At 73.0% G+C, this 18,542-nt stretch carries 21 protein-coding genes; 8 read left to right on the plus strand and 13 right to left on the minus strand.

Going from position 1 to position 18,542, the window contains the following annotated elements; all coding sequences use genetic code 11:
- Positions 1-321 precede the first annotated feature (321 nt).
- Together ACFVXK_RS22055 and ACFVXK_RS22060 are read right to left on the minus strand one after the other, a co-directional pair.
- On the minus strand, positions 322-963 hold the full coding sequence (locus ACFVXK_RS22055) for a DUF6758 family protein (RefSeq protein ID WP_389614160.1): 642 nt from the start codon (positions 961-963) through the stop codon (positions 322-324).
- Positions 964-1,046: 83 nt separating this feature from the next.
- On the minus strand, positions 1,047-1,631 hold the full coding sequence (locus ACFVXK_RS22060) for a suppressor of fused domain protein (RefSeq protein ID WP_389614162.1): 585 nt from the start codon (positions 1,629-1,631) through the stop codon (positions 1,047-1,049).
- A gap of 372 nt (positions 1,632-2,003) precedes the next feature.
- Between ACFVXK_RS22060 and ACFVXK_RS22065 the strand changes: the two genes are divergently transcribed.
- Both ACFVXK_RS22065 and ACFVXK_RS22070 read left to right on the plus strand, forming a co-directional pair.
- Complete coding sequence (locus ACFVXK_RS22065) at positions 2,004-3,116, plus strand: magnesium and cobalt transport protein CorA (protein ID WP_389614165.1); 1,113 nt, start codon at positions 2,004-2,006, stop codon at positions 3,114-3,116.
- A gap of 44 nt (positions 3,117-3,160) precedes the next feature.
- Complete coding sequence (locus ACFVXK_RS22070; protein ID WP_389614167.1) at positions 3,161-3,673, plus strand: hypothetical protein; 513 nt, start codon at positions 3,161-3,163, stop codon at positions 3,671-3,673.
- A 45-nt stretch (positions 3,674-3,718) separates the two neighbouring features.
- Here ACFVXK_RS22070 and ACFVXK_RS22075 read toward each other — a convergent pair whose 3' ends face one another.
- The gene (locus tag ACFVXK_RS22075; protein WP_389614169.1) at positions 3,719-4,606 is read right to left on the minus strand and encodes a hypothetical protein; all 888 of its coding nucleotides are present in this window, start codon (positions 4,604-4,606) and stop codon (positions 3,719-3,721) included.
- A 207-nt stretch (positions 4,607-4,813) separates the two neighbouring features.
- Between ACFVXK_RS22075 and ACFVXK_RS22080 the strand changes: the two genes are divergently transcribed.
- The 3 genes from ACFVXK_RS22080 to ACFVXK_RS22090 all read left to right on the plus strand — a co-directional run bounded on the left by ACFVXK_RS22080 (position 4,814) and on the right by ACFVXK_RS22090 (position 7,962).
- Positions 4,814-6,085, plus strand: coding sequence for a magnesium transporter MgtE N-terminal domain-containing protein (locus tag ACFVXK_RS22080; protein ID WP_389614171.1), 1,272 nt, complete (start codon positions 4,814-4,816; stop codon positions 6,083-6,085).
- Positions 6,086-6,179: 94 nt separating this feature from the next.
- Positions 6,180-6,758 carry a DUF1003 domain-containing protein gene (locus ACFVXK_RS22085; protein ID WP_389614208.1) on the plus strand — a complete coding sequence of 193 codons (579 nt, stop codon included), beginning with the start codon at positions 6,180-6,182 and terminating at the stop codon, positions 6,756-6,758.
- A 43-nt stretch (positions 6,759-6,801) separates the two neighbouring features.
- Positions 6,802-7,962, plus strand: coding sequence for an Mrp/NBP35 family ATP-binding protein (locus ACFVXK_RS22090; RefSeq protein ID WP_389614173.1), 1,161 nt, complete (start codon positions 6,802-6,804; stop codon positions 7,960-7,962).
- Positions 7,963-8,075: 113 nt separating this feature from the next.
- On the opposite strand, the gene ACFVXK_RS22095 is transcribed toward ACFVXK_RS22090, so the two are convergent.
- The 5 genes from ACFVXK_RS22095 to sigE all read right to left on the minus strand — a co-directional run bounded on the left by ACFVXK_RS22095 (position 8,076) and on the right by sigE (position 12,459).
- Positions 8,076-8,792, minus strand: coding sequence for a hypothetical protein (locus ACFVXK_RS22095; RefSeq protein ID WP_389614175.1), 717 nt, complete (start codon positions 8,790-8,792; stop codon positions 8,076-8,078).
- Between the two features lie 77 nt (positions 8,793-8,869).
- Complete coding sequence (locus ACFVXK_RS22100; RefSeq protein ID WP_389614177.1) at positions 8,870-9,328, minus strand: sec-independent translocase; 459 nt, start codon at positions 9,326-9,328, stop codon at positions 8,870-8,872.
- A gap of 147 nt (positions 9,329-9,475) precedes the next feature.
- On the minus strand, positions 9,476-10,915 hold the full coding sequence (locus ACFVXK_RS22105; RefSeq protein ID WP_389614179.1) for a S1C family serine protease: 1,440 nt from the start codon (positions 10,913-10,915) through the stop codon (positions 9,476-9,478).
- A gap of 114 nt (positions 10,916-11,029) precedes the next feature.
- Entirely contained in the window at positions 11,030-11,683 is a 654-nt protein-coding gene (locus tag ACFVXK_RS22110; RefSeq protein ID WP_389614181.1) for a zf-HC2 domain-containing protein, read from the minus strand.
- On the minus strand, positions 11,680-12,459 hold the full coding sequence (sigE, locus tag ACFVXK_RS22115) for an RNA polymerase sigma factor SigE (protein WP_094192080.1): 780 nt from the start codon (positions 12,457-12,459) through the stop codon (positions 11,680-11,682). Before sigE ends, ACFVXK_RS22110 begins: the two co-directional genes overlap by 4 nt.
- Before the next feature lie 167 nt (positions 12,460-12,626).
- Between sigE and ACFVXK_RS22120 the strand changes: the two genes are divergently transcribed.
- Positions 12,627-13,289 carry an O-methyltransferase gene (locus tag ACFVXK_RS22120; protein WP_389614183.1) on the plus strand — a complete coding sequence of 221 codons (663 nt, stop codon included), beginning with the start codon at positions 12,627-12,629 and terminating at the stop codon, positions 13,287-13,289.
- An 89-nt stretch (positions 13,290-13,378) separates the two neighbouring features.
- Here the strand turns inward: ACFVXK_RS22120 and ACFVXK_RS22125 are convergent, their stop codons facing one another.
- Entirely contained in the window at positions 13,379-13,546 is a 168-nt protein-coding gene (locus ACFVXK_RS22125; protein WP_003966491.1) for a DUF3117 domain-containing protein, read from the minus strand.
- 332 nt (positions 13,547-13,878) lie between these two features.
- Between ACFVXK_RS22125 and ACFVXK_RS22130 the strand changes: the two genes are divergently transcribed.
- Positions 13,879-14,682, plus strand: a complete 804-nt coding sequence (locus ACFVXK_RS22130) for an enoyl-CoA hydratase/isomerase family protein (protein WP_389614185.1) — start codon at positions 13,879-13,881, stop codon at positions 14,680-14,682.
- A gap of 15 nt (positions 14,683-14,697) precedes the next feature.
- Here ACFVXK_RS22130 and ACFVXK_RS22135 read toward each other — a convergent pair whose 3' ends face one another.
- A complete protein-coding gene (locus tag ACFVXK_RS22135; RefSeq protein WP_389614186.1) occupies positions 14,698-15,279 on the minus strand; it encodes a DNA-3-methyladenine glycosylase I in 582 nt (193 codons plus the stop codon).
- Complete coding sequence (locus ACFVXK_RS22140; protein ID WP_389614188.1) at positions 15,276-15,653, minus strand: DivIVA domain-containing protein; 378 nt, start codon at positions 15,651-15,653, stop codon at positions 15,276-15,278. The genes ACFVXK_RS22135 and ACFVXK_RS22140 overlap by 4 nt, the downstream gene beginning before the upstream one ends.
- 76 nt (positions 15,654-15,729) lie before the next feature.
- Between ACFVXK_RS22140 and folP the strand changes: the two genes are divergently transcribed.
- A complete protein-coding gene (folP, locus tag ACFVXK_RS22145; RefSeq protein ID WP_389614190.1) occupies positions 15,730-16,590 on the plus strand; it encodes a dihydropteroate synthase in 861 nt (286 codons plus the stop codon).
- A gap of 25 nt (positions 16,591-16,615) precedes the next feature.
- On the opposite strand, the gene ACFVXK_RS22150 is transcribed toward folP, so the two are convergent.
- On the minus strand, positions 16,616-17,374 hold the full coding sequence (locus ACFVXK_RS22150) for a TIGR00730 family Rossman fold protein (protein ID WP_389614192.1): 759 nt from the start codon (positions 17,372-17,374) through the stop codon (positions 16,616-16,618).
- A 64-nt stretch (positions 17,375-17,438) separates the two neighbouring features.
- Positions 17,439-18,518: a succinyl-diaminopimelate desuccinylase gene (gene dapE, locus ACFVXK_RS22155; RefSeq protein ID WP_389614193.1), complete on the minus strand. Its 1,080-nt coding sequence runs from the start codon at positions 18,516-18,518 to the stop codon at positions 17,439-17,441.
- Between the last annotated feature and the right edge of the window lie 24 nt (positions 18,519-18,542).

The following is an 18,542-nucleotide window of genomic DNA, read 5'->3' on the forward strand; positions in this document are numbered from 1 at the left end:
TCCCGGCAGTCCTTGTCTTTCCGGTTCGGGTCGGTCTGTCAAGGGTCGCCGGAGGCGATCGCGAAGCGACGCGACGAAGGAGCGCCCTTGACAGGGCGGCCCGGACCGGAAGGACAGTGGGACTGGCGGGAAAGCCCCAAGCCTTCGCTGAGACCGCCCCGCTGGGACCCCGCCCATCCCCGTCCCGGCCCTCTTTTCAGTGCCGCCCGGCGGTCGACCGCCCCCACCCCACCGGCCCGCACCCGGGGAGGCGGGTGGGCAGCCACCGACCCGCCCCCGACGCCTCGAGGGGGCGATGGCGGGCCCGCGCCGCGAGCCCCCTCAGGGCCCCAGGATCCTCGGGCTGAGCGCCCCGCACGGGACCAGTTCCACCTCCGCGCCCGCGTCGCGGAGGTCGGCCAGGACGAGTTCGTCGTACATCAGGAGCCCCGACTGCTCCGGCCAGACGATGGCCCACAGCCACAGGCCCCTGGCCTCGCCCGCGAAGACGGCGCGGTCCTCCGGGGAGCCCTTCACGTGCCACAGCGGGGTGGGTCGGCCGTCGGTGACGACCTTCGCGTGGGGTGGGCCCGAGACGTCGAGGCCCGGGCCGGGGTCGGGGCCGTCGATGCCCGCGAAGCGGGCTCCGAGGCCGACGCCGAGTTCCTCGGCGACCAGCAGCAGTTCGCCCAGGCCGCCCAGCGGCCCGGGGCCGGTGCAGGCCACGACCGTGGCCCGGCCGCCGGTCCGGTCGTCACCGGCGGACGCCACCCCGGTGAACAGCCAGCCCACCGGCAGCGGCCAGGGCATCCACACCGGCACCTTGGACCGGTTCGCCACCACGCCGAGACCCTCCACGCTGGGCGGGATGACGGGTTGCAGCGGGTGGACGGGGCCGTGCACGGCGCACTGCCAGGAGTCGGAGAAAAGACCGGGCGCGCGGACCCGGCCACCACACTTCGGGCAACTCGGTTCGCCCCTCATAGGAAGCACGCTCCTCCCCGCCCGGCGCCCCGTCAAGACGCGATCACCCGTCCGGATGGCATGCGTGCCCGCGGGTGCCGCGCTCAGTCCAGTGCGACGGCCGTACGCAGAGGGTCCCGCAGATCCGTGCCGCGCGCGAGCCAGCGCTCCTGGAGGGCGGCCGCGCCGTGCACCCGCTTCCAGGCGGCCTCGTTCGCCGTCATGGGGAGGAGGGGGAGGAAGTGCACGGGGTCCATCGGCTCGTCCAGTGCGAGGTCCTCGACCAGTCCGCCCGGCTCCGCGACGAGGACCGAGGTGAACGGTGCCCCGTCCCACAGCGGTTCGCCGACGTCGAGGGAGGCGCCGGGGGCCACGACGAGCCCCTCGACCACCGGCGAGGCCGCCAGCACCGCGAGGGGGCGCAGCACCTTGTCGGTGGGCGCGAGCCCCGCCCGTACCGTCAGCACCAGCTCGGCGCGCGGGCCGCGCACCGGGTCGGCGACCACGGCGGTGGGGTCGGTCATGGGGTGCGCGGACATGCCGATGGTCGCGTACCGCACGAGGTCGCCCTCGGCGAAGCGGAGGACCTCGATGCGGTCGGTGCCCAGGAAGGTGACGGCGGCGCGGGCGTCGGGTTCGCCGAACGCGCTGCGCAGCCGGGCTTCGACGAGAGCCGGAATTTCTGCCATGGAGGGAGCATAGAACTCGTATCCGCCGGGTAAAGACAGCGGTTTGACCATCCGTCGGCTGCTAGTGTTGACAGCCGGTCGGGGCCGCGTGCAGAAGCATGTTCAGGGCTCCGGCGACAGGACGTCCCCCACGGGGGACCGGCCGGAGGAGGTGGGGCTGCGATGGATCGAAGTCGATCGTGCAGTACCAATCGCTCTTCGGCGACCTTCCAGGGCGGCTCCAGCCCCCTTTGATCTTCTGATCAGCAGAAGAGCGACGGCAGAACTTCGTCCTCCCGTCCTGTTTCCCTCCGTCCGCGCGGACCTGCCCGCGCGCCGCCGGAGGGCCTCCCACCCGTGCGGTCCGCAGCCGTGCGCGAGAAGGAGCCTGCCATGTCGATGCTGCCCTACCTCCGTGCCGCCGTCCGTCCGGCGCTGCGCAGGTCCACCCCCGTACAGCCCGGCTACGACACCACCCGCGACCCGTCCGCGAGCAGCGCGGTCGTCGACTGCGCCGTGTACCGCGACGGCCGGCGGGCGCAGGGCGACTGCCTGACGCCCCGTGAGGCGCTGCGCCGGGTGCGGGAGGACGGCGGGTTCGCCTGGATCGGTCTGCACGAGCCCACCGAGGCGGAGTTCGCGGGAATCGCCGCCACCTTCGGGCTGCACCCCCTGGCCGTGGAGGACGCGGTGCACGCGCACCAGCGGCCGAAGCTGGAGCGCTACGACGAGACCCTGTTCACGGTCTTCAAGACGATCCACTACGTGGAGCACGCCGAACTGACCGCCACCAGCGAGGTGGTGGAGACCGGCGAGGTGATGTGCTTCACGGGCCCCGACTTCGTGATCACGGTCCGGCACGGCGGCCAGGGCTCCCTGCGGACCCTGCGCCACCGCCTCCAGGGCGACCCGCAGCTCCTCGCCCGGGGTCCGTCGGCGGTGCTGCACTCGATCGCCGACCACGTGGTGGACGGTTACATCGCGGTCGCGGCGGCGGTGCAGGACGACATCGACGAGGTGGAGAGCGCGGTGTTCGCCGCCCCCGCCAAGGGTGTCGCCCGGGGCGGCGACGCGGGCCGCATCTACCAGCTCAAGCGGGAGGTGCTGGAGTTCAAGCGGGCGGTCTCCCCGCTGCTGCGGCCGATGGAGCTGCTGAGCGAGCGGCCGATGCGGCTGGTGGACCCGGACATCCAGAAGTACTTCCGCGACGTCGCCGACCACCTGGCCCGGGTGCACGAGCAGGTCATCGGCTTCGACGAGCTGCTGAACTCCATCCTCCAGGCGAACCTGGCCCAGGCCTCGGTCGCCCAGAACGAGGACATGCGCAAGATCACCTCCTGGGCGGCGATCATCGCCGTGCCCACGATGATCTGCGGCGTGTACGGGATGAACTTCGACCACATGCCGGAGCTGCACTGGCGCTACGGCTATCCGATGGTGATGGCCGCGATCGTCGGCAGCTGCTTCGCCATCCACCGGGCCCTGCGGCGCAACGGCTGGCTGTAGTAGCCAACGGTAGCGGGCGGGAGCCCACCGCCTACGCTGTGCACATGACTCTCAGCGCACTCGACCTGGCCCTCGTCGAGGAGGCCTCCAAGAAGTCCGGCCTGATCTGGGTCCGCGGCGCCGGCGCGGACCGGGCCCTGTGGCACGCCTGGGTGGACGGTGCCGCGCACGTGCTCGGTGACGGGCCCGGCGAGCAGCCGTTCCCGGGGCTCGCCGACGGGGCCGCCGCCGAGGTGACGGTACGCAGCAAGGACAAGGGCGGCCGGCTCGTGGCGTGGACCGCGGCGGTGCGGGAGCTCGCGCCCGGCAGCGGGCCGTGGGAGGCCGCCGTGGCCGAGCTGAAGGGCAAGCGGCTGAACGCCCCGGACTCGGAGGCGATGACGGAGCGCTGGGCGCGGGAGTGCCGGCTGCTGCGGCTGGAGCCGGTGGCGGTGGCCGACCGGCTGCCCGAGGGCTCGCTGACCGCGGCCCCTCTGGCCTCCCCGGCGACCACCCGCAGGCCGATCCCGGCGGGCCTGCCGAAGCTGCTGCTGAAGCGGAAGAAGAAGCGGGGCTGAAGCCGGGGCCGGGGCGGGGCTGACGGGACCGGTCCGGCCGGGGGCTCAGCCGCCGGTCGGGTTCGAGCCCTGGCCGGTGGAGGAGCCGCCTCCGGTGCCGCCGGAGCCTCCCGTGCCGGCGCTCTTGGACGGGGCCGGGGAGGCGCCCGTCCCCGTGCCCTTGCCGCCGGTGCCCGCGCCCGTGGCGCCCGCGGCGCCGGTGCCGTCCTTGGTGGTCGGCAGCTGGGAGCCGTAGTCCACGGTCTGGTCCTGCGCGGGCGCCTCCAGCGGGAAGGCCTTGCCCCACTCGGAGAGCTCCACCCGGCCCGCGCCGCCCGCGCGCTCCATGAGCAGCGGGTACGGGGTCCCGTCCAGGGAGACCATGAGCTTGCCGCCCTTGCCCGCGTCGGCCGAGACCGGCACCGCCCGGGTGTGCCCGACGGTGGTGTAGCCGCCCTTGGTGAGCTTGCCCTGGAGGCCGAGGAGCCCGTCGAGCAGCACGTGCATGTCGGTGAACCCGCGGAACTGCTTGTACGTGGGGTCGCTCTCGGGGACCTTCACGTACTTGTCGCCGAGCTTGCCGGCCGAGTCCGACTTCCCCCAGAAGGCCGCGCTCGCCTTGAGGTACAGCTGTTCGCCGACCCGCAGCACCTGGAAGGTGTCGGCCTGCGACTTGACCTCGCCGGAGCCCCCGTCGGCCTTGAGCCGCAGGTCGAGGGTGAAGGGCTTGCCCCCGACGACCAGGTTCCCGGAGAGGTGGACCGAGCCGGCGGCGGAGGCCGCGGCCTTCGCCTGGCTCTCGATCTTCTCCGGCGTCTGCTTGCCGACCCCGTTCGTGCCCTTGTCGGGGTCCGTCTTCTCCGCGCAGCCCGTCGCGGTGACGGCGATGCCCGCGCACAGGGCGCCGATGACGGCGGCCCGGCGCAGCCGTACGGCGGAGGAGTGGGCGCTCACGTCGGGTGCCTCTCGTCGTGGGTCGGCTCGGTACGGCCCCCGGCGGTGGCCGCGGGAGCAGCAGGCAGCGTACCCGCCCGCGGAACCGGTCCCGCCGGACCCCCGGCCGGACCCCCGGCCGGACCGCCCCACCAGGACGCTTTCGCCCGGCAGGGGCTAGCCTGAGGCACGGCAGGACTGGTGATCGACGCTCTAGGAGGCGCTCGGATGGGTGCAGGCGCCCCGCGGATCTTCGTCTCGCATCTGTCGGGTGTGCCCGTCTTCGACCCCAACGGCGACCAGGTGGGCCGGGTCCGCGACCTCGTGGCGATGCTGCGTGTCGGCGGCCGCCCGCCCCGGCTGCTGGGCCTGGTGGTCGAGGTGGTCAGCCGGCGCCGGATCTTCCTGCCCATGACCCGGGTGACGGGCGTGGAGTCCGGTCAGGTCATCACCACCGGCGTGGTCAACATGCGGCGCTTCGAGCAGCGGCCGACCGAGCGGCTGATCATCGGCGAGCTGCTGGACCGCCGGGTGACGCTGGTGGCCAGCGCCGAGGAGGTCACCGTCCTGGACGTGGCCATCCAGCAGCTGCCGGCCCGCCGGGACTGGGAGATCGACCGGATCTTCGTCCGCAAGGGCAAGAGCGGCGCGCTGCGGCGCCGCGGCGAGACGCTGACCGTGGAGTGGTCGGCGGTCACCGGCTTCTCGCTGGAGGAGGAGGGCCAGGGCGCGGAGAACCTGGTCGCCACCTTCGAGCAGATGCGCCCGGCCGACGTGGCGAACGTGCTGCACCACCTGACGCCGAAGCGGCGCGCCGAGGTGGCCAACGCCCTCGACGACGACCGGCTGGCGGACGTCCTGGAGGAGCTGCCCGAGGACGAGCAGGTGGAGATCCTCGGCAAGCTGAAGGAGGAGCGCGCGGCCGACGTCCTGGAGGCGATGGACCCGGACGACGCGGCCGACCTGCTGTCCGAGCTGCCCGAGGACGACAAGGAGCGGCTGCTGACGCTGATGCAGCCGGACGACGCGGCCGACGTGCGCCGCCTGCTGTCGTACGAGGAGAACACCGCGGGCGGTCTGATGACCACCGAACCGATCGTGCTGCGGCCCGACGCGACGGTCGCCGACGCGCTGGCCCGCGTGCGCCAGTCGGACCTGTCGCCGGCGCTGGCGGCGCAGGTGTACGTGTGCCGGCCGCCGGACGAGACGCCGACGGGCAAGTACCTGGGGACGGTGCACTTCCAGCGGCTGCTGCGGGACCCCCCGTTCACCCTGGTGAGCTCGATCGTGGACACGGACCTGCCGCCGCTGCCCCCGGACGCCTCGCTGCCCGTCGTGACGAGCTACCTGGCCGCGTACAACATGGTCGCGGCGCCGGTCGTCGACGAGAGCGGCTCGCTGCTGGGCGCGGTGACGGTCGACGACGTCCTGGACCACCTGCTGCCCGACGACTGGCGGGAGACGGACTTCCACTCCGAGGAGGCCGTCGGTGGCCACTGAACGCGGACGCGGCGAGGCGGCGCGCGAGCGTCGGCAGAGGCGCCGCGAGCAGGCCCGTGAGGGGCTCTCGGAGCGCCTGGAGGAGGCGGCGCGGCTGCGCGGCGAGCGGTCGGCGGAACGTTCCTCCGAGCGGGCGCGCAGCGGCGCGCCCTCGGGGGCGAGTGCGCTGACCCGCTCGCGGGTGCGCCTGGACCAGCCGCGCCAGGACCGGCGCAAGCTGCTGCCGGAGTACGACCCGGAGGCGTTCGGGCGGCTGTCGGAGCGGGTGGCGCGTTTCCTCGGCACGGGCCGGTTCATCGTCTGGATGACCCTGGTCATCGTGGTGTGGGTGCTGTGGAACATCTTCGCCCCGGACCATCTGCGCTTCGACCGGTACCCGTTCATCTTCCTGACGCTGATGCTGTCCCTGCAGGCCTCGTACGCGGCCCCGCTGATCCTGCTCGCGCAGAACCGGCAGGACGACCGGGACCGGGTCACCCACGAGCAGGACCGCAAGCAGAACGAGCGGTCGATCGCGGACACCGAGTACCTGACCCGGGAGATCGCGGCGCTGCGGATGGGTCTGGGCGAGGTCGCCACGCGCGACTGGATCCGCTCGGAGTTCCAGGACCTGATCAAGGAGATGGACGAGCGGCGGCTGTTCCCGGGTGAAAGTGACGAAGGCGACCGCTGACGGGCTTACCGGAGCCGTGCTACCGAGCCGTACCATCGGGGACATGGCTACCGAGACACCCTCCGCCGCCGTGCCGGAGCAGGACGCGATCCTGGACGCGCTGGCGACGGTCAACGACCCCGAGATCCACCGGCCGATCACCGAGCTCGGCATGGTCAAATCGGTGGAGATCGGCGACGGCGGCGCGGTCGCCGTCACGGTCTACCTGACGGTGTCGGGCTGCCCCATGCGCGAGACCATCACCAAGAACGTCACCGACGCCGTCGCGAAGGTCGCGGGCGTCACCTCCGTGTCCGTCTCCCTGGACGTGATGAGCGACGAGCAGCGCAAGGAGCTCGCCGCCACCCTGCGCGGCGGCACCGCCGAGCGCGAGGTGCCCTTCGCCAAGCCGGGTTCGCTGACCCGCGTGTACGCGGTCGCCTCCGGCAAGGGCGGCGTGGGCAAGTCCTCCGTCACGGTCAACCTGGCGGCGGCGATGGCGGCCGACGGCCTGAAGGTCGGCGTGGTCGACGCGGACATCTACGGCCACAGCGTGCCGCGGATGCTGGGTGTGGAGGGCAAGCCCACCCAGGTCGAGAACATGATCATGCCGCCGTCGGCGAACGGCGTGAAGGTCATCTCCATCGGCATGTTCACCCCGGGCAACGCCCCGGTGGTGTGGCGCGGCCCGATGCTGCACCGCGCGCTCCAGCAGTTCCTGGCCGACGTGTTCTGGGGCGACCTGGACGTGCTGCTGCTGGACCTCCCGCCGGGCACGGGCGACATCGCCATCTCGGTGGCGCAGCTGGTCCCGAACGCGGAGATCCTGGTCGTCACCACCCCGCAGCAGGCGGCGGCCGAGGTCGCGGAGCGGGCCGGTTCGATCGCCGTGCAGACGCACCAGAAGATCGTCGGTGTCGTCGAGAACATGTCGGGCCTGCCGTGCCCGCACTGCGACGAGATGGTGGACGTCTTCGGCACGGGCGGCGGCCAGCTGGTCGCGGACGGCCTGACGAAGACCACGGGCGCCACGGTGCCGGTGCTGGGGCAGATCCCGATCGACGTGCGGCTGCGCGAGGGCGGCGACAACGGCCGGCCGGTCGTCCTGGCGGACCCGGACTCGCCGGCGGGCGCGGCCCTGCGCACGATCGCCGGCAAGCTGGGCGGACGCGCCCGCGGCCTCTCGGGCATGTCCCTGGGCATCACGCCGCGCAACAAGTTCTAGTCACGGAGGTGTGGGCAGTCGTTCCGCTGGGGCGGAACGGGTGGGCACACCGGCACGCGCACCCGCAGGGGCCGCGCAGCGTCAAGGGCACCGCCGCCAGGCGGTGCCCTTTCCTATTCGTACGCCGCGAGGTCCGCGATGGCCGAGAAGCCGAGCCCGTACGCGCTCATCCCCCGCCCGTACGCCCCGAGGTGCACCCCGCTCCCGGTGGACCCGGCGAGCACCCAGCCGAACTCCGACTCCCGGTAGTGGAACGGCGTCGGCTCCCCGTCCACCGGCAGCGACAGCGTCGACCAGTCCGGCCCCGTGAGGTCGTCGGCGAGTTCCCACGCCGCTTCCGTCTGCTGGTCCAGCCAGTCGTCGCGCAGGCTGTGGTCCATCTGCGGCGGCCAGCTGTAGGCCAGCAGCCCGGAGCCGGCCAGCCAGGCGGCCGAGGAGACCGAGGTGGCCTCCAGGACGCCGGTGCCGTCGCCGCTGCGGCGCAGGGGGTTGCTGGCGACCGTGACCACCACCGCGAAGCGTTCCTTCTCCCCGGTGGCGATCTCGCCCCGGACCGAGGGCTCGTCGCCGTGGCCGGTGGATCCGTGCTCCACGGTGCCGTCGGCGCCGGTGCCGACCTGCATGAGCCAGCGGGGGCCGGTGAAGGCCCCGTCCAGCCCGTACCAGGGGAACTCCGCCTTCAGGTAGCCCTCGGCCGCCCGGCGGGCCGCCGGGACGGGCGCGGTGGCGTCGGCGGGCGGCGCCGCCGGCCCGGCCTGCGGGGCCGTGGCGTCGGGGGCTTCGGCGGGCTGTGCGCCCACCCGGCCGCTGCTCGTGCTCGTCGTCTCCATGGGCGCCTCTCGTTCCGTGGGCTCTCGAACGGATGGAGGATAGCCATCCGGTCCGGGATCGAGGGGCAGGCTGCGGCTCAGGTGGCGTCGGCGTCGAAGGGCGTACGGGGTTCCCGGGCCGGTGCGGCGGGCTTCTTGAGCAGATCGGGGCCGGTGCCGGCGGCGGGCGTGGCGGGGGCCTCCGGGGCCGGGGAGGAGGAGGGCGCGGAGCCGGTGTCGCGGCTGTTGACCGCGTCGGTGACGTCGTTCAGCTCCTTGCGGAGGTCGAAGCTGCTGCGCAGCTCCTGGAGGTCCTCGTTCTCCGTGAGCTGCTTGCGGATGAAGGTCTTGGGGTTCAGGTCCTCGAACTCGAAGTCCTTGAACTCGGGTCCCAGCTCGGAGCGGATGTCCTGCTTGGCACTGTCCGAGAACGCGCGGATCTTGCGGATGAAGCCCGAGACGTCCTGGATCACCTTCGGGAGCTTGTCCGGCCCGAAGATGAGGATGGCGAGCACCACGATGGTGACCAGCTCGAGTGCGCCTATGTCGTTGAACACCTTGCCGCTCCTCGGCTCTTTCCACGTCCGGCCCGGTCAACGGTACCCGGCGTTCCCGGCCCGCCCCTACGCCGGTGCGGGCCCTTCGTCGGATTCACCCGGCCGTCGGGCCGTGTTTCCCGGACGGACGCCGGGTCCCGGGCGACCTCAGGAGCCGCTGGCCGAGCCGAGGACCACGTCCAGGGTGTGCTCGCGGGCGTCGCGGAGCACGGTCAGGGAGAGGTGGTCGCCGGGCCGGTGGGCCCGGATCTTGATGATCAGCTCGTCGCCGCCGTGGACGCGGACGCCGTCCACCTTGGTGATCACGTCGCCGGGGCGGACGCCGGCCCGGGCGCCGGGGCCGTCGGCGACGACGGCGGACTTGCCGTCCCCGCCCTTGGTGTCGACCCGGGCTCCGTCGCCCGTGTACTGCATGTCCAAGGTGACCCCGATGACGGGGTGGGTGGCGTGGCCGGTGCGGATGAGCTCCTCCGCGACGCGCTTGCCCTGGTTGACGGGGATGGCGAAGCCGAGGCCGATGCTGCCGCTCTGGCGGGTGCGCTCGCCGTCGTCGTCGCCCTTGTCGGCGCCGCGGATGGCGCTGTTGATGCCGATGACGCGGGCGTGGGAGTCGAGGAGGGGGCCGCCGGAGTTGCCGGGGTTGATGGGGGCGTCGGTCTGGAGGGCGTCGACGTAGCTGACGTCGCTGCCGCTGCCCTTGTCGCCGCCGGCGGTGATGGGGCGGCCGGTGGCGCTGATGATGCCGGCGGTGACGGTGTTGGAGAGGTCGAAGGGGGCTCCGATGGCGACCACGGGGTCGCCCACGCGGACGTTCTCGGAGTTGCCGAGGGCCAGCGGGCGCAGGCCGCTGACGCCTGTGACCTTGACGACGGCCAGGTCGTATCCGGTGTCGCGGCCGACCAGCTCGGCGGTGACGCTGTCGCCGGTGCTGAAGGTGACGGTTATGTCCTTGGCGTCGGCCACGACGTGGTTGTTGGTCAGGATGTGGCCCTGTCCGTCCAGGACGAAGCCGGTTCCGGTGCCGCTGCTCTCGCCTCCGCTGACGTGGAGGGTGACCACGCCGGGCAGGGCGGTGGCGGCGATGCCGGCCACGCTGTCCGGGGCCCGGCCCTTGCCGTCGACGGCGGCCTGCGGGAGTTCGAGGCGGGTGCTGGTGCGGCGCTCGGCGAGGATGCCGAGCCAGCCGCCGATGCCGCCGGCCAGGAGGGCGATCACCACACCGAAGACGGCCAGCTGCCACACGGAGGGCCCGCGCCGCGGGGGCACGCCCTGGTCGTCCACGACGTGGAGGGGCTGATCACCCCAGGGGTCGTACCGGGGCCCGGCGTCGCCCTCGGCATCGGCCGGACCGGCGACCGCGGCCTCGCCGCCCGCGGCGGGCTCACCCCCGGCGCCGGACGCGGGCGCCGGGGCGGGCACGGAGGCGGGCTCGGCCACAGGGGCGGTGTCCCCGGTCAGCGGGTCCGCCGGGGTGTCCTGCCGGGCGCGGGGTGCCGGAACGGCCGGGGAGGGTGCGGCTGGGGCCGCCTCGGCGTCGGGCGGGCTCCATCCGGTGGGGGCCGGGCCGTTCTGCTGACTGTCGGACATGTGCGCTCCCCCGCGGGCCTGGCGCGCCGCAGGGCGGCACGTGTGCCGCAGATTCAATCAGGTGCCCGGACCTCCGCGCTGGCCCGGGGCGAAGCCGCGGCCCGGGCCGGGCGGTCAGCGGGTGAGGGAGGCCGGCTCGGCCGTGACCGGGGGCGGGGAGACGGCCGTCGGCAGCGGGGCGGACGGGCTCGGGGTGCGCATCCCGTCGCGCAGCGGCAGCCGGTCGCGGATGGCGGCGTCGGTCAGCGGGATCGACGGCCCGGGCCGCGAGGCCGGCGCCTCACCGCGGGCGTTCGGCTCGATCGCGTCCAGCGGAAGCGTTCCGCCCAGGGCGATCGCGGCCAGCGAGACGGCTCCGGCCGCGACGAAGGCGAGGCGGCGTCTGGGACGCCCCATCTCATGGATGCGGAACCCTTCCCGCGGGGCGGCCGGGACGGCGTAACCGAAGGTGGCGAAGGGGTCGGCGCCGGGGGCGGCGGGGGTGCGCGCCGCGCCGGGACCGCCCGGCGGCCCCCCAGGGCCCTCCGGGCCCGTACCCGGGAGTCCCTGGAGCCGGGCCAGCAGTCCGGCGGACAGCGGCGGCGGGGCGCTCTCCACGAACAGGCTCTTGACGCGGCGCTGCGCATCGGCCTCCGCCTTGCACTTGGCGCAGGTGGCCAGGTGGGCCAGGACCCGCTCGCGGGCGTCGTGCTTCAGCTCCCCGTCCACGAGGGCGGCGAGGCGGTCGCCCAGGTGCTGTTCGGCGGGGGACGGACTGACTCCGCTCACTCGGCTCCGCCCTCTCCCCCGGCGCCCGGGACGCCCACCGCCACACCGGCCAGGGCGCGCTGGGAGGCGCGGGCCTCGGGAGAGCGGTGCTTGAGCGCCTTGCGCAGGTGTGAACGGCCGCGGTGGATACGGCTGCGGACGGTGCCGAGCTTCACGCCGAGGGTGGCGGCGATCTCCTCGTAGGAGAGGCCCTCGATGTCGCAGAGCACCACGGCGGCACGGAACTCGGGCGCGAGGGTGTCCAGCGCCTGCTGCACGTCGGCGTCGAAGTGCGTGTCGTGGAGCACCTGCTGGGGGGAGGGCTCACGGCTGGGGAGCCGCTCGGCGGCGTCGTCGGCGAGCGCGTCGAAGCGGATGCGCTGCTTGCGGCGGACCATGTCCAGGAACAGGTTCGTCGTGATGCGGTGCAGCCAGCCCTCGAAGGTGCCGGGCGTGTACGTGGACAGCGAGCGGAAGACGCGGACGAAGACCTCCTGCGTGAGGTCCTCGGCGTCGTGCTGGTTGCCCGTCAGGCGGTAGGCGAGGCGGTAGACCCGCGCGCTGTGCGTGCTGACGATCTCCTCCCAGGTGGGAGGGGTCCACGCCTGGGAGCCCGCATCGGCGGCAAAGGTCGCGGTGGTCGCGGTGTGGGCGGTGTGGAAACGGTCAGCGGTGTAGGTCACGGATTTCGGCTCACCCGCCGACCAGAAGAGACGTCTCAGTACGCCTCCACGATCCACAGGCGCAGCCGCACCTCCCCTGTCGGCTCTGGTGGTGTCCAGTGGAGCCCCTACCATAGCCACCCCTCCCGTCAGCTCTGGATAAGCATTTTTGCAGTAACTTTGCCCGGGACTCGGGTTCCGCTTCGCCGTTCTGCCCGCCGGCGTCCCCTCTATCCCGCCTCTCACCCTCCCAACGCCCGGTCCCATCTGCGGGTTCCCGACTCCAGCGGATACAGTCACCGTTGCGCCAACTATGGGGACAGGAGAGGGTCATTACCGGCAACCGGCAGACGAGCTGGGCGTTCGCCGACGCGTTCGTCGCCGAGGACGACGCCCTGCGATGGGCCCGCGACCGGTCCAGGGAAGCGGGCCTGCGCTCCGTCTCCCCCGGCACCGGGGCCGCGCTGCGTCTGCTCGCCGCCACCGCGGACGCCAAGGCGGTCGCCGAGATCGGCACCGGGACGGGGGTCTCGGGCATCCACCTGCTGCACGGGATGCGGCCGGACGGGGTACTGACCACGGTGGACCCGGAAGCGGACCGGCAGGCTTTCGCCCGGCAGGCGTTCCGTGCGGCGGGCTTCGCGGGCAACCGGGCCCGGTTCATCCCGGGGCGGGCCCTGGACGTGCTGCCGCGGCTCGCCGACGGCGGGTACGACCTGGTGTTCTGCGACGGGGACCCGACCGAGTCGCTGGACTACCTCGCGGAATCGTTGCGCCTGCTGCGGCCCGGCGGGCTGGTGTGCTTCGAAGGGGTGTTCGCGGACGGGCGCACGGTGGACTCCGCCGCGCAGCCGGTGGAGGTGCTGCGGGTGCGGGAGCTGCTGCGCAGCGTCCGGGAGAGTCCCGCGCTGGAGTCCGCGCTGCTCCCTGTGGGGGACGGGCTGCTCTGCGCGGTACGCCGCTAGCGTCCGGCGGGGCCGGGGGCGAGAACGAAACAACACCGCCCCCCGCCGCAGGAGCGGTGGGGGGCGGTGCAGAGATCAGTGGCCGAGGGTCAGCCGACGACCTTCTTCAGGGCGTCACCCAGGGCGTCCGCCTCGTCCGGCGTCAGCTCGACGACAAGCCGACCGCCGCCTTCGAGCGGTACGCGCATGACGATGCCTCGCCCCTCCTTGGTGACCTCGAGCGGGCCGTCGCCCGTCCGCGGCTTCATGGCCGCCATGCTCGTTCCCCTTCCTGAAACCAGCTCATCGTCAGCCGACGGCCCCGTTCAGGCGCCTAGTACCCGGCATCGAACACATTGCTTCCCAGCCATTATCCCGCATGTCAGGACCCGATGACCAACATCGGCAGGGAACGCTTGGGCAACGCGCTCGGCCAAAACCACTCATTTCGGGGATCCGCCTGCGATACTTCGCCGCCGCTCCCAGGGGAGCGCCTCCGGTTCGTTTGACGCACATCACATGTCCGGCGGTGGTCCCGTCCGCCATGCTGACCCTTGGACCGGCCGGTACCGGCCGGTAGCCACACCCGCGACGAAGGGGGACCCCCGCCATGGCCGACAGCGTGCTCTACGAAGTGACCGACGGACTCGCGAAGGTCACGATCAACCGGCCCGACGCGATGAACGCCATGAACACGGAGGCCAAGGTCGCCCTGCGCGACGCCGTGCGGGCGGCGGCCGCCGACCCGGCCGTGCGGGCGGTCCTGCTGACCGCCTCCGGCACCCGGGCCTTCTGCGTGGGCCAGGACCTCAAGGAGCACATCGGGAACCTGGCGGCGGACCGCGAGACCGGCTCGCGGCTCACGATGAACACCGTCTCCGAGCACTACAACCCGATCGTGCGGGCCCTCACCGAGATGCCCAAGCCCGTGGTGGCCGGGGTCAACGGCGTCGCGGCCGGGGCGGGCTTCGGGTTCGCGCTGGCGGCGGACTTCCGGGTGGTCGCCGACACCGCCTCCTTCAACACCTCGTTCGCCGGTGTCGCGCTGACCGCCGACTCCGGGGTCTCCTGGACCCTCCCCCGGCTGATCGGCGCCTCCCGGGCCTCCGACCTGCTGCTGTTCCCCCGTTCGATCAAGGCGCAGGAGGCCTACGAGCTGGGCATCGTCAACCGGCTCGTCCCGGCGGACTCCCTGCACGAGGAGGCCGAGGCGGTCGCCCGGACCCTCGCCGCGGGCCCGACGGTGGCCTACGCGGCCCTGAAGGAGTCCCTCGCGTACGGGGCCTCCCACACCCTCTCCGAGGCCCTGGAGCGCGAGGACGTCCTCCAGACCCGTGCGGGCGCCTCGGAGGACCACTCCATCGCCGTCCAGGCCTTCCTCGCCAAGCAGCCCCCGGAGTACCTGGGCCGCTGAAGGTTCACCGACTGTTCACGCCTCGCGGGAGACGCACCCCGCGAGGTGGTCGTTGACCAGGCCGCACGCCTGCATCAGCGCGTAGGCCGTGGTGGGCCCGACGAAGCGGACGCCCGCCTTCTTGAGGGCCTTGGCCAGGGCCGTGGACTCCGGGGTGACCGCCGGCACGTCGGCGGTGCTCCTCGGGGCCCGGCCCCTGCGCTTCGGGGCGTGGGACCAGATCAGCGCGTCCAGCTCACCGGGCTCCCAGCCGGCCAGCACCTTCGCGTTGGCGAGGGTGGCCTCGATCTTGGCCCGGTTGCGGATGATCCCCTCGTCCGCGAGGAGCCGCTCGGCGTCGGCCGGGCCGAATTCCGCGACCGCCGCGATCCGGAAGTCGCAGAAGGCCTTACGGAACCCCTCGCGCCGGCGCAGGATCGTCAGCCAGGACAGCCCCGACTGGAAGGCCTCCAGGCAGAGCCGCTCGTACAGGGCGTCGTCGCCGTGGACCGGCTTGCCCCATTCGGTGTCGTGGTACGTGACGTAGTCCTCCGTGGACAGGCCCCAGGGGCAGCGCAGGCCGCCGTCCGGGCCGGCCAGCAGCCCGCCGCCGCTCACCGCTCGTCCTTGGTGAGGTCGACCGGGTGGTCCGCCGGCGCCTGGGTCTGCGCAGCCCCTGCGGGAGCGTGGGCGGCCGCCGGGGTGCGCGCCGCCGTCAGCTCGGCGATCCGCGCGTCCCGCTCGGCGAGCTCCGCCGCGAGCCGGTCCAGTACGTCGTCCACCTCGGCCATCCGGTAGCCGCGCGGCGCGATCGGCAGCCGCAGCGCGTCGATGTCCTCCCGCAGCACCGGCCGGGTCTCGGGCAGCGAATCCGCCACCCGGTCGGGCTCGGCCTCGGGCAGGACGGCCTCCGCGCCTCCGCCGACCACCGCGAGGGTGACCGCGGCCACGACCACGACCAGCGCGATCAGCAAGAACCAGAACACGATCAACTCCCCTGAGAGACTCCGGCCACCAGGTTAAGGTCGCAGACGTGGCGCGAGGGTCGCCGAAGGAGGAAAGAGCGGGATGCTGCGACTGGGCAGGCGCGAGTTCGACACCCACGAGCCGGTGATCATGGCCATCGTGAACCGGACCCCTGACTCCTTCTACGACCAGGGCGCCACCTTCCGCGACCAGCCCGCGCTGGACCGGGTGGAGCAGGCCGTGGCCGAGGGCGCGGCGATCATCGACATCGGCGGGGTCAAGGCGGGCCCCGGCGAGCACGTGGACGCGGTGGAGGAGGCCAGGCGCACGGTGGGCTTCGTGGCGGAGGTGCGCCGCCGCCACCCGGACGTGGTGATCAGCGTGGACACCTGGCGGCACGAGGTCGGCGAGGCCGTCTGCGAGGCCGGGGCTGACCTGCTGAACGACGCCTGGGGCGGGGTGGACCCGAAGCTGGCGGAGGTCGCGGCGCGCCACGGCGCGGGCATCGTGTGCACGCACGCGGGCGGGGTCGAGCCGCGCACCCGGCCGCACCGGACCGCGTACGAGGACGTGATGGAGGACATCCTGCGCGTCACGGTCGGGCTCGCGGAGCGGGCCGAGGCCCTCGGCGTGCCGCGGGAGTCGATCCTGATCGACCCGGGCCACGACTTCGGGAAGAACACCCGGCATTCGCTGGAGGCCACCCGCCGCCTGGCGGAGATGACCGAAACGGGTTGGCCGGTCCTGGTCTCCCTGTCCAACAAGGACTTCGTCGGCGAGACTCTGGACAAGCCGGTCAAGGAGCGGCTGCTGGGCACGCTGGCGACCACGGCGGTCTCGGCCTGGCTCGGCGCCCAGGTCTACCGGGTCCACGAGGTCGCGGAGACCAGGCAGGTCCTGGACATGGTCCGGTCGATCCAGGGGCACCGGCCGCCGGCCGTGGCCCGGCGCGGGCTGGCCTGAGCCACCCCGCGCCCTGGGGCGCCCGTTACTTGCCGACTTCCTTCGTCACCAGGGCGATCGCCTCGTCCACGTCGTCCGTGAGGTGGAAGAGGTAGAGGTCCTTCTCGGAGGCCTTGCCCTGGGCGATGACCGTGTTGCGCAGCCAGTCGACGAGCCCGCCCCAGTACTCGGTGCCGAAGAGCACGATGGGGAACCGGGTGATCTTCTGGGTCTGCACCAGGGTCAGCGCCTCGAACATCTCGTCCAGGGTGCCGAACCCGCCGGGCAGCACCACGAACCCCTGGCTGTACTTCACGAACATCGTCTTGCGGACGAAGAAGTACCGGAAGTTCAGCCCGAGGTCGACGTGCTGGTTGAGCCCCTGCTCGAAGGGGAGCTCGATGCCGAGGCCGACCGAGATGCCGTTCGCCTCGCGGGCGCCCTTGTTGGCCGCCTCCATCGCGCCCGGGCCGCCGCCGGTGATGACGGCGAAGCCCGCCTCGACGAGCGCGCTGCCGATCCGTACGCCGGCCTCGTACTCCGGTGAGCCCACCGCGGTGCGGGCCGAGCCGAACACGCTGATCGCGGGCGGCAGCTCGGCGAGCGTGCCGAAGCCCTCGATGAACTCCGACTGGATGCGCAGGACCCGCCAGGGGTCGGTGTGCACCCACTCGGAGGGGCCGGCCGAGTCCAGCAGCCGCTGGTCCGTCGTACTGCCCGCCTGCACCTGACCCCGCCTGCGCAGCACCGGCCCGAGCTGCTGCTCCTCGGGGCGCCGGGTCCCGCTGCCTTCGGAGTTGCCCATGATGTGCTCCCTCCTGCTGATCGTTGGATCAGGTTAGGCGCACAAAAGTGACGGGAGGGGGAATTTACGAGGTCAGCCAGGCGCGGAGTCGTTCCTCGCAGTGCAGGATCGCCTTGGTTTCGACCCGCTCGTCAACCTTGTGCGCGAGCAGTGCGTCGCCGGGCCCGTAGTTGACGGCCGGGACGCCGAGCGCGCTGAAGCGGGAGACGTCCGTCCAGCCGAACTTGGGCATGGCCTGGCCGCCGACGGCCTCCATGAACGCCGCGGCCGCCGGGTGGGACAGGCCGGGCAGGGCGCCGGGCGAGGAGTCGTCGACCGTGATGGAGTCGACGCCGCAGTCGGCGAACACCTCCTTGACGTGGGCGAGCGCGTCGGCCTCGCTGCGGTCGGGGGCGTAGCGGAAGTTGACCGTGACCGTGCAGGCGTCCGGGATCACGTTGTTGGCCACGCCGCCCTCGATGCGGACGGCGTTGAGGCCCTCGTGGTACTCCAGGCCGTCGATGACCGGCTTGCGGGGCTCGTAGGCGGCCAGCTTCGCCAGGATGGGGCTCGCGGCGTGGATGGCGTTCGAGCCCATCCAGCTGCGGGCGGAATGGGCGCGCTCGCCGCGGGTGTGCAGCAGGACGCGCAGGGTGCCCTGGCAGCCGCCCTCGACCTCGGCGTCGGAGGGCTCCAGCAGGACGGCGAAGTCCCCGGCCAGCCAGTCGGGGTGGGCCGCGGCGACCTTGCCGAGGCCGTTGAGGTCGGCGGCGACCTCCTCCTGGTCGTAGAAGACGAAGGTGAGGTCGCGGTTGGGCTCGGGCACGGTGGCGGCGATCCGCAGCTGCACGGCGATCCCGGACTTCATGTCCGTCGTGCCGCAGCCCCACAGGACGTCGTTCTCGTCCAGGCGGGACGGGACGTTCCCGGCGATCGGCACGGTGTCGAGGTGCCCGGCGAGCACGACGCGCTCGGCGCGGCCGAGGTCGGTGCGGGCGACGACGTTGTTGCCGAGGCGGTCGACGGTCAGGTGCGGCAGGCGGCGCAGGGCGTCTTCCACGAGGTCGGCGAGCACCTTCTCGTCGCCGCTCTCGGAGGGGATGTCGACGAGGCGGGCGGTCAGCCCGGCAGCGTCGAGGGTGAGGTCGAGCTCGGATTCGGACATGAACCGACCCTAACGCCCCGGGAT

It is taken from the genome of Streptomyces sp. NPDC058157, from assembly GCF_042884105.1.
Lineage (GTDB): Bacteria > Actinomycetota > Actinomycetes > Streptomycetales > Streptomycetaceae > Streptomyces.

What these genes read in the sequence shown, in the direction of transcription:
- dapE (WP_389614193.1), bottom strand. Translation starts at nt 18,518, where the DNA reads ATGTCCGAATCCGAGCTCGACCTCACCCTCGACGCTGCCGGGCTGACC.
- ACFVXK_RS22105 (WP_389614179.1), bottom strand. Translation starts at nt 10,915, where the DNA reads ATGTCCGACAGTCAGCAGAACGGCCCGGCCCCCACCGGATGGAGCCCG.
- ACFVXK_RS22090 (WP_389614173.1), top strand. Translation starts at nt 6,802, where the DNA reads ATGGCTACCGAGACACCCTCCGCCGCCGTGCCGGAGCAGGACGCGATC.
- ACFVXK_RS22055 (WP_389614160.1), bottom strand. Translation starts at nt 963, where the DNA reads ATGAGGGGCGAACCGAGTTGCCCGAAGTGTGGTGGCCGGGTCCGCGCG.
- sigE (WP_094192080.1), bottom strand. Translation starts at nt 12,459, where the DNA reads ATGGTAGGGGCTCCACTGGACACCACCAGAGCCGACAGGGGAGGTGCG.
- ACFVXK_RS22125 (WP_003966491.1), bottom strand. Translation starts at nt 13,546, where the DNA reads ATGGCGGCCATGAAGCCGCGGACGGGCGACGGCCCGCTCGAGGTCACC.
- ACFVXK_RS22095 (WP_389614175.1), bottom strand. Translation starts at nt 8,792, where the DNA reads ATGGAGACGACGAGCACGAGCAGCGGCCGGGTGGGCGCACAGCCCGCC.
- ACFVXK_RS22150 (WP_389614192.1), bottom strand. Translation starts at nt 17,374, where the DNA reads ATGGGCAACTCCGAAGGCAGCGGGACCCGGCGCCCCGAGGAGCAGCAG.
- ACFVXK_RS22070 (WP_389614167.1), top strand. Translation starts at nt 3,161, where the DNA reads ATGACTCTCAGCGCACTCGACCTGGCCCTCGTCGAGGAGGCCTCCAAG.
- ACFVXK_RS22060 (WP_389614162.1), bottom strand. Translation starts at nt 1,631, where the DNA reads ATGGCAGAAATTCCGGCTCTCGTCGAAGCCCGGCTGCGCAGCGCGTTC.
- ACFVXK_RS22130 (WP_389614185.1), top strand. Translation starts at nt 13,879, where the DNA reads ATGGCCGACAGCGTGCTCTACGAAGTGACCGACGGACTCGCGAAGGTC.
- ACFVXK_RS22080 (WP_389614171.1), top strand. Translation starts at nt 4,814, where the DNA reads ATGGGTGCAGGCGCCCCGCGGATCTTCGTCTCGCATCTGTCGGGTGTG.
- folP (WP_389614190.1), top strand. Translation starts at nt 15,730, where the DNA reads ATGCTGCGACTGGGCAGGCGCGAGTTCGACACCCACGAGCCGGTGATC.
- ACFVXK_RS22065 (WP_389614165.1), top strand. Translation starts at nt 2,004, where the DNA reads ATGTCGATGCTGCCCTACCTCCGTGCCGCCGTCCGTCCGGCGCTGCGC.